Below are 1,160 nucleotides of genomic sequence, written 5' to 3'. Positions count from 1 at the left end.
GCCAACCATTGACAGTGAATATATGCCGCTGTGGTTGGTAAAAGGGGAGTTCCCAAGCTTTTACGCTCTAGACCCAGAGTATAAACAGTTATTCCCTCACCAAGTTGAAGATACTTAACAAGCAATAAACCCAAGGCCCCTTAGCTTAAGTGCTAAGGGGCTTTTTTGCGCTTGAAAACCACTTTTGGTCCGAACGCAAAACGGTTACAATCGGCCTATCCGGGCAGTAACCAAAAGAACCGTCAATTTGACCAAATATGGCAAGATGGGCAGGGCAACATCCATACCCTTGAAGCCAAAGGGGGCTCTTCTTCATTGGGGGCGGCCAAATTGGGCAGCGAAGTGGTGCAGCAAGGCTCACCAGCCTACACCTCTAAGGTGATTGATGAGATGAAAAAGTGGTTTGATGACAACCAAGGCAAGATTACTCGCCAGCAAAAACGAGACTACCAGTATACGCTGGATATGCTGAGAGACCAGCGTGATACACTGCAATATAAAGTGGTGAGGCAACATATTAATGATGGCGGTGAGCCAACTGGCGTACAAGTAACGGGTTATGATGTAAAGCCCAGCAGTCAAAGACAGTAAAGGAGCCGTTAATGTTATCAAAAAGAAACCACTACTGGGCGTGCGTTCGCGAGGACGAAGAATTTATCCAGATGGTTAAAAGTGGAACATACAATGCTTATGAACGAACCATCAAAGAATTTGAAGCTGATAATACTACGTATTTACCTGAAAGCTTCTTCTTCAAAATGGTGACAGAGAACCTTTTTCGCCAGCATGAAACCAATGCGGTCACTGCGCAGTATTTGTATGAATACTGCCAAGTGCTGAGTAACCGAGTGCTGCTCTATTACTATCAAGGGGAAAAGCACTGCCAGCTGTTTCGTCACTACCAAATTCCTTATGGTCCGTACCAAATGAATGTGGTGCTGACTATCGATGAATGGCTAGATGCCTTGATGATGAATATGCTGCTTGGCGACCCGTGCGGTTTTGGCCAAAAGCTGCTGCGTATTCCGGAAGAAAACATCTATGCCTTTATCGAAGAAACCGATGAGGTCAAAGATTTTCGCCGCGTGCTGTTTCGCTTAGTGCGAGCATTTTTTATTGACGATGACCCAGTACCAATTGGTGAGCGGATCAATGATTTG

Annotated in this window: 2 protein-coding genes; both read left to right on the top strand. The window is 45.5% G+C overall.

Annotated elements, in window-relative coordinates:
• Positions 1-165 precede the first annotated feature (165 nt).
• Positions 166-591, top strand: a complete 426-nt coding sequence (locus MHN79_RS20775) for a hypothetical protein (protein WP_239174900.1) — start codon at positions 166-168, stop codon at positions 589-591.
• Positions 592-602: 11 nt separating this feature from the next.
• Positions 603-1,160: hypothetical protein (locus tag MHN79_RS20770; RefSeq protein ID WP_239174898.1), on the top strand; the 558-nt coding region annotated here is incomplete at its 3' end.

The sequence above is a fragment of the Vibrio sp. Of14-4 genome (assembly GCF_022347625.1).
In the GTDB taxonomy this organism is placed as follows: Bacteria; Pseudomonadota; Gammaproteobacteria; order Enterobacterales; family Vibrionaceae; genus Vibrio; species Vibrio pristinus.
Note: the sequence above shows the minus strand (reverse complement) of the source record. Positions and strands in the feature narration are given on the sequence as shown.